At 69.0% G+C, this 6,049-nt stretch carries 6 protein-coding genes; 5 read left to right on the top strand and 1 reads right to left on the bottom strand.

The window, feature by feature from the left end:
- On the bottom strand, window positions 1–406 hold a 406-nt coding region (locus K8556_RS39890), incomplete at its 3' end, for a UvrD-helicase domain-containing protein (protein ID WP_223743205.1).
- A gap of 459 nt (window positions 407–865) precedes the next feature.
- Between K8556_RS39890 and selA the strand changes: the two genes are divergently transcribed.
- From selA to K8556_RS28180, 5 genes are all read left to right on the top strand, one after another.
- Window positions 866–2,260, top strand: a complete 1,395-nt coding sequence (gene selA / locus K8556_RS28200) for an L-seryl-tRNA(Sec) selenium transferase (RefSeq protein ID WP_223743204.1) — start codon at window positions 866–868, stop codon at window positions 2,258–2,260.
- The gene (locus tag K8556_RS28195) at window positions 2,257–2,850 is read left to right on the top strand and encodes an HNH endonuclease (protein ID WP_014396030.1); all 594 of its coding nucleotides are present in this window, start codon (window positions 2,257–2,259) and stop codon (window positions 2,848–2,850) included. The genes selA and K8556_RS28195 overlap by 4 nt, the downstream gene beginning before the upstream one ends.
- Before the next feature lie 122 nt (window positions 2,851–2,972).
- Complete coding sequence (locus K8556_RS28190; RefSeq protein ID WP_223743203.1) at window positions 2,973–4,019, top strand: P-loop NTPase; 1,047 nt, start codon at window positions 2,973–2,975, stop codon at window positions 4,017–4,019.
- Entirely contained in the window at window positions 4,016–5,701 is a 1,686-nt protein-coding gene (locus K8556_RS28185; protein ID WP_223743202.1) for a helix-turn-helix domain-containing protein, read from the top strand. The genes K8556_RS28190 and K8556_RS28185 overlap by 4 nt, the downstream gene beginning before the upstream one ends.
- A gap of 77 nt (window positions 5,702–5,778) precedes the next feature.
- The gene (locus K8556_RS28180; protein ID WP_120526362.1) at window positions 5,779–6,042 is read left to right on the top strand and encodes a hypothetical protein; all 264 of its coding nucleotides are present in this window, start codon (window positions 5,779–5,781) and stop codon (window positions 6,040–6,042) included.
- The last annotated feature ends 7 nt before the right edge of the window (window positions 6,043–6,049 follow it).

Here is a 6,049-nt window from a genome sequence, read left to right as displayed (position 1 = left end):
GAGCTGTCGTCCGCGCCATGGTGCTCCTCCTCTCAGAGGGGCAACACCTGGGGCTCAGGCCATATTTGCCGGCGTAGTTTTTTTCCCGCCACGGTTTTTTTAGAATGCGAAGAGTGAGCGAGTGTAAGGTGGTTACGCTTATGTCCTTGGCGTTTTCGAGTCCTTTTCTTTTGCAGTGACTTTCGATGCGCCCAGCTAGTTCGTTTGCTGCTGCCCGAGTAAACGAGACTACGAATATGGAATCAGGAGATGAGCCGTTGGACAGGAGCCAGGAGACTCGCTCTTCAATGGCGAATGACTTTCCTGTCCCAGGCCCTGCAACAAGGCGTATACGTGAGTTGCCGTCGCGAGCTGCCGTCTGTTGTGCCGACTCTGCGCGGCGCTGATCTTCCGAAGAAATGCTCATGCTGCCCCTCGCTGGGTGCCTGGACCGGCGAACGCGAGCTTACTCGGCGACCAAGAAGGCGAGCACTTTATGTGCTGATGAAGCTGCTGGGGCAAAGACCGCTGGAATGCTCGCTCCGATTAATCCCGAGAAGCTCGCTACTGGGTGGAGAACTGCCTCGTGGAGGTTCGTTGAGCGAATGACGTGATCTGGGTGGGTCTGTTTGTACTCGGGCGGCGCCGCTTGAGGTGTGCTTGGGGTTCCGCATGATGGCGTTAGCGGTGATTGGGTGTCTAGTGGATGAGCTGCTTTGCGCCGGCTTGAGGAAGGGCTTGTTTGATGCGCTCTGGGCAGAAGGGGAAGAGTGCTTATGAGAGGGCCAGCATAGATGGATTTTGAGCGGTGATTCCTAGGGGCGTTGCTGTCTGTCTCACCTTTGTAGTTTTGCTTGGTCCAGGACGCTGTGCGAGATTCTAGCGAATGGGCGCTGCGTCGAATTACCCAGACGGAAAGAACGCACTGCTGCGCGGCCTTCCGTCCATCGAACAACTCCTGCGGCGGCCGTCGCTGGAGTCCCGGCTCGCGAACCTTCCCCATGCCCGGGCGGTCGCGGCGCTGCGGCTCGCTGTCGAACGCGTGCGCTCCCGGCTTCTTGCCGGTGACCTGCGTCCCTTCGAGGACGCGGACGTGGAGGCGGCGCTCGCGTCCCTGGCCACTCCGAACCTGCGGCGGGTGATCAACGCCACCGGCGTCGTGCTGCACACGAACCTGGGCCGCGCGCCCCTGGCCCCGGAAGCCGTGGAGCGCGTCGTCGCCGTGGCCCGGGGCTACTCCAACCTCGAATACGACCTGGACGAAGGCGAGCGCGGCAGCCGCTACGCGCCGCTCATTGGCCTCTTGCGCACGCTCACCGGCGCGGAGGACGCCATCGTCGTCAACAACTGCGCGGGCGCCGTGCTGCTCATCCTCGCCGCGCTCGCCTCCGGCCGTGAGTGCGTCGTGTCCCGCGGCGAGCTCGTGGAAATCGGCGGTGGCTTCCGCATCCCGGACGTCATGCGCCAGTCCGGCGCGAAGCTCGTCGAAGTGGGCACCACCAACCGCACCCGGCGCGCGGACTACGCCAACGCCCTGAGCCCGGACACCGGCCTCATCGTGAAGGTCCACCGCTCCAACTTCGCGCTCGTCGGCTTCACGGAAGAGGCGTCCCTCGCGGAGCTCACCGAACTGGGACGCTCCCGTGACGTGCCCGTGTTCCAGGACCTGGGCTCCGGCGCCCTGGTGCCGCTGTCCGGCCCGGGCCTCACCCCGGAGCCCACCGTGGGACAGGCCATCCGCGATGGCGCGGACGTCGTCGCGTTCTCCGGCGACAAGCTCCTCGGTGGCCCCCAGGCAGGCGTCATCGTCGGCCGGGCGGACCTGCTCCAGCGCATCAAATCCCACCCGCTCACACGTGCGCTGCGTGTCGACAAGATGACGGTCGCGGCCCTGGAGGCGACGCTGGAGCTGTACCGGGATGGCCGCCCGGACGCGGTCCCCACCCAAAGCCTGCTCACCCAGCAACCGGCTTTGTTGCAAGCCCGTGCCGAACGCCTGGCGGCCCTGCTCGCGGCGCGCGGCGTGGAGGGCCGTGTCGTGTCCGTGGATGGACAGGTGGGTGGAGGTGCCATGCCTCTGTCCCGGTTGCCTTCCTTCGCTTGCAGCCTCACCGTAGAAGCGCCGAAAGTATTCCTGGAACGTCTGCGCGAAGCCGAGGTGCCCGTTATTGGCAGGATTGCGGATGACGAGGTCGTTCTCGACGTCCGGTGTCTCTCAGAGGAGGACCTGGGGCAGGTCGCGCAGGCTGTGGCGGCCGCCCGTTCGGGAAGCCAGCCATGATCAACAGCGCCGTGCTCGTTTTAAACCGGTACTACCAACCGGTTCACGTGACGTCGGTCAAACGGGCTTTTTCCCTGCTGTATCAGGGCGTCGCCAAAGCCATCGACGAGCAGTACCGCCTGTATGAGTTCGAGGACTGGGCCGCCCTCAGCGCCACCCAGGACAGCATCACCACCATCGACCGGACCATCCGCGTGCCGCGCGTCCTCGTGCTCGGCGCGTATGACCACCTGCCGCGCGCCAAGGTGCGCTTCTCGCGCCTCAACATCTACGCGCGCGACAACGACACCTGCCAGTACTGCGCGAAGCAGCTCCCTCGCAGCGAGCTCAACCTGGACCACGTCAGCCCGCGCACCCAGGGCGGCAAGACGACGTGGGAGAACGTGGTGTGCTCCTGCGTGCCCTGCAACCTGAAGAAGGGCGGACGCACGCCGGAACAGGCCGGGATGCGGCTGCTCAAGAAGCCCGTGCGACCGCGCTGGACGCCGCTGTTCCGTGGCGCCATCCGCAAGATCACCTACCGCGAGTGGCTGCCGTTCCTGCACCTCGCGGACGTGTCCTACTGGAACGTCGAGCTGCTCGACGAGTGACAGCGAACGGCTCCCCGGCCGCCTGCTCCCCGAGCCTCCTGGCGCCGGGGCGCGGGCTCCGGGCGCTCCCGGGCTGGCCGTGAAATGGCGGGGTGTCGACTCGGGCGGTAGGACGGGCTTTGATGCGAGCCTTCGTGAAGCCCGCCCCCCTGCCTCCATCCGCTCCCGCCTCGCTGGCTGGCACCTCGCCGCGTGCGGGCAATGACGTGTCGTCCTCGGGACCCGAGGGCCTCGCCCGGCGCTCCCGCGCGCGGCGGATCATCGCGGTGGGCGGCGGCAAGGGCGGCATCGGCAAGTCGATGGTGTCCGCCAACCTGGGCGTCGCGCTCGCGCAGGCAGGCCAGAAGGTGCTGCTGGTGGACGCGGACCTGGGAGGCGCCAACCTGCACACCTGCCTGGGCGTGGGGCCTCCGGAGGCCACGCTGTCGGACTTCCTGCGGCGCGGGAAGGCCCACCTCGAAGAGGTGATGGTCGCCACCGGCGTACCCGGGCTGTCGCTGATCGCCGGCGCGCAGGACTCGCTGGACGCGGCGAACCTCAAGTACGCGCAGAAGCAGAAGCTCCTGCGCACGCTGCTGTCGCAGACGACGGCGGACTACCTCATCCTGGACCTGGGCGCGGGCACCAGCTTCAACACGCTCGACTTCTTCCTCATCGCGGACCACGGCCTGCTCGTCGTGCTGCCGGAGCCCACGTCCGTGGAGAACGCGTACCGCTTCGTCAAGGCGGCCTTCTTCCGCAAGCTCCAGCAGACGGAGGCGCGCTACGGCATCCAGGACATGGTCGAGGGCGCGCTCTCCACCCGCGAGGGCGGCCTGCGGACGCTGCACGACATCGTCGCGCAGGTGCGGCGCAAGGCCCCTTCGGACGCGGAGCGGCTGGAGCGCGAGCTGGCGGCGTTCCACGTGCGGCTCGTCGTGAACCAGGCGCGCACGGACGCGGACGAGAAGGTCGGCGCCGCGATGGTGTCCGCGTGGAAGAAGTTCTTCGGCATCGACATGGATGACCTGGGCGCCCTGCGCCACGACGATGAGGCGTGGCGCGCGGTGCGCAAGCGCAAGCCGGTGCTCCTCGAGCGGCCCGACTCGCCCGTGTCCCAGGGACTCCAGCGCATCGCCGCCCGCATCCTGACGCTCGACGGCCTTTCCCCCGAGTCCGCCATCCCATGAAGCCCTTCGCGCAGCAGACCTACTACGAGCTCCTCGAGGTGCCGCCCACGGCGACCGACGCGGAGATCCGCGCGTCCCACCAGCGCCTGATGGAGCTGTATTCGCCGGATTCCATCGCGGTGTACGCGCTGGGGGATCCGGATCAGGTGGCGGCGCTGCGTGAACGGATGAACGAAGCGATGGAGATGCTCACCGACGCGGACCTGCGCGTCGAGTATGACCGCTCCATCGGACTGTCCACGGAGCGGCTCGCGAAGGCGGCCGCGACGGCGGAGGTGGTGGAGGCCGCGGACAAGGTGGACTCGGCCGCGCGCGTCGCGGAGGCCCTGGCCACCGCCGCGGCGGCGCTGGCGAAGGCCGCGGGTGCGGTGGATGCCGAAAGGCTGGAGGCGGAGTCGCGACTGAAGGCCGCGGCGTCCGTGAACGACAATGAAGGGGAGGCGCCTCGCGCGAGCGGGCCGCCTGGAAAGAGCGAGGAGCGGATGCGGGGTGAGGAGTCGAAGCGGCAGGAGTCCTCGGGGAAGGACGCGCCAGGCGTGCCCTCCGAGCCGGTGACGGTGGGAGGCGTGGCGGTGGTGGAGGCCTTCCGTGCCTCGTTCACCCGGAGCCTGTCGTTCGTCTACGTGCCCGCGAACCCGCTGCGCGGCCAGGGCAGGGGCGCCGCCGAAGCGCCGGCCCCCGCCATGGACGCGAAGTCCTCCGGCGCCGTGGAGGCGGAGGCGTCCAGCCCTTCCGCTGCCGGGTCCCCGGCCTCGCCAGACCGCGTGGAGGACCTCAAGGCTCCTGTTGCCTCCGCGGCAACAGAGGCCCCGGCTCCCCAGCCCGCGACGGGTACCGTGGCCACGACGCCCGTGCCCGAAGTGGGGGCCATGCCTGCCGCGCCGGCAGCCGCGACGCCTGCACCGGAAGCCAGCGCCACGCCGGTGGCCGCGACGCACGCGCCTGACACCAGCGCCACCTCCGCCGCGCCGGAGGCCGCGACGCCCGTGCCTGAAGCGGGCGCCGTGACGCAGGCTCCGGAAGCCAGCGCCGCGCCCCAGGCCTCCGAGGCCGGAGCCGTGGCCCCCAGCCCTGAGCCCGCCTCGGAGCCGGCGGCCGTGACAACCGCCCAGGGCGAGTCGGAGCCGAACCCCGCCCCGGGCGCCCAGGCCCTGGACTCCAGCACCACCGCGCTGGCCCGGACCCCGGCCACCGGGGCCTCCCGCGCCGCCGTCCGGCCCCTGACGTCGCGCCCCATCGACTCGCGTCCGCCGCAGAACGGCCCCACGGGGCCGGGCACCGTGAAGGGCCCCACGGTCCGCAAGCTCGGGGACGCCCAGGTCCTGGCGCAGGACTCCGCCATCGCGACCGCCGAGTCCGCGCTGGCCCAGGTGGCCGCCAAGGTCCGCGAGGCCCGCCCCCGGGGCGTGGACATCCCCGCCGACGCCGAGTTCAACGGCGAGCTGCTCCGCCGCGTCCGGGAGGCCCGCGGCCTCACCATCCAGCAGCTCGCCGACCGCACCCGCATCTCCGTGCGTCACCTGGAGAACGTGGAGGCGGACCGCTACACCGCGCTGCCCACCACCGTGTACCTGCGCGGCATCCTCATGAACCTCGCCCGGGAGCTGGGCCTGGACCCCCTGCGCGTGTCCAAGAGCTACCTGGCGCTGTTCTCCGAGAAACCCGCCAGGTCCGGCCGTTGACCGGCAGTCGGCCAGGCCCCCTCCCATGCGACGGGAAAAGTTGACTCGCACGGGGTGGGTGCCTAAGTAGTGGCACGATGACGGAAGAGGAAAAGGTCAAGGCGATGCGACTCGCCCGCGCGATCGCCTCCGATATTTCGCTCTACAACGAGCAGAAGATCATCAAGGGCATCGAGCAGGACAACCTTTTCGAGGTCCTCAAGGAGGAACTGGAAGAGGGGCGCGCGCTCTACAAGAGCCGCGTGAGCGCGGAGATCAGCACCCAGGCGAACTTCTTCGAGCGCGCCATCAACGACATCGTGCTGCGCTCCAAGGCGCACGTGAAGTCGAAGATCTGGTAGCGCCCCC

Source organism: Corallococcus sp. AS-1-12 (assembly GCF_020036995.1).
Taxonomy (GTDB): Bacteria; Myxococcota; Myxococcia; order Myxococcales; family Myxococcaceae; genus Corallococcus.
This window is presented reverse-complemented; position numbering and strand designations above follow the sequence as displayed.

What these genes read in the sequence shown, in the direction of transcription:
- K8556_RS28195 (WP_014396030.1), top strand. Translation starts at nt 2,257, where the DNA reads ATGATCAACAGCGCCGTGCTCGTTTTAAACCGGTACTACCAACCGGTT.
- K8556_RS28180 (WP_120526362.1), top strand. Translation starts at nt 5,779, where the DNA reads ATGACGGAAGAGGAAAAGGTCAAGGCGATGCGACTCGCCCGCGCGATC.
- K8556_RS28190 (WP_223743203.1), top strand. Translation starts at nt 2,973, where the DNA reads ATGCGAGCCTTCGTGAAGCCCGCCCCCCTGCCTCCATCCGCTCCCGCC.
- selA (WP_223743204.1), top strand. Translation starts at nt 866, where the DNA reads ATGGGCGCTGCGTCGAATTACCCAGACGGAAAGAACGCACTGCTGCGC.
- K8556_RS28185 (WP_223743202.1), top strand. Translation starts at nt 4,016, where the DNA reads ATGAAGCCCTTCGCGCAGCAGACCTACTACGAGCTCCTCGAGGTGCCG.